The sequence below is a fragment of the Streptomyces sp. NRRL B-24572 genome (assembly GCF_002156145.1).
In the GTDB taxonomy this organism is placed as follows: Bacteria; Actinomycetota; Actinomycetes; order Streptomycetales; family Streptomycetaceae; genus Streptomyces; species Streptomyces vietnamensis.
On sequence record NZ_MWIG01000869.1, the window covers coordinates 1 to 877 of the forward strand.

The 877-nt window shown below is 72.7% G+C and carries 1 protein-coding gene and 1 pseudogene; one reads left to right on the top strand and one right to left on the bottom strand.

The features are described 5' to 3' along the window. Positions 1-349: pseudogene (locus CCN56_RS37460) on the bottom strand (HAD family hydrolase); the annotation flags it as partial. Positions 350-431: 82 nt separating this feature from the next. On the opposite strand from CCN56_RS37460, the gene CCN56_RS37465 reads away from it, so the two are divergent. Further along, on the top strand, positions 432-877 hold a 446-nt coding region (locus CCN56_RS37465), incomplete at its 3' end, for a DUF1015 family protein (RefSeq protein WP_143664757.1).

Genomic DNA, 877 nt, shown 5'->3' on the forward strand with positions numbered 1-877 from the left:
CCGGCTGATCGCCGACGACGAGCACCCGGGACCCGGCCGGCACGTCGTCGGCGATCAGCCGGGCCACCGCCTGCGCCGAGGTGACCACGTCCCCGGCCTCCGCCGACACACCGAGCTCCGTCAGGTGCTCCGCCACCTCAGCGGGCGTCCGCAGCGCGTTGTTGGTGACGTACGCCAGATGCATCCCGCCGGCCCGCGCCGCGCCCAGCGCCTCCACCGCGTACGGGATCGCCGCCCCGCCCGCGAAGTACACGACGCCGTCCAGGTCCAGGAGCGCCGTGTCGTACGCCTCGCTCAACGCGACCGCGCTGCCTCCGGGGTACTTCCTCTGGCCGTTCCGCACCGTCACCGCACACTCCTCAGATCACCGGGTGGAATTCCCCCGCTCCCCCGATCATCGCTCATGCCCACCGGCCACATACGATGACGAGATGAACACCTCAGGTCACGCGGCCGACGACGTCCGCGACGACGCCACAGGCCTGCGCCTGACCCCGTTCCGCGGACTCCGTTACGTCCCCGAGCGGGTCGGCAGCCTCGCCGCCGTGACGTCCCCTCCCTACGACGTCGTCGTACGACCTGACGGCCTGCTCCACCTGGAGTCCGCGGACCCGCACAACATCGTCCGGCTGATCCTGCCTCAGGCGATCACCGCCGGCACCCGCCACCGCAAGGCCGCCGTCACCCTCGACCGCTGGCTCGCGGACGGCGTCCTCGCCCCGGACCCGGAGCCCGCGCTCTACGTGTACGAGCAGCAGGGCGACGGCATCCTCCAGCGCGGCGTCATCGGCGCCCTGGAGCTCTCCGCCCCGGCCGAGGGCATCGTCCTCCCCCACGAGGACGTCATGCCGCACGTCGTCGAGGACCGCGCCGCCCT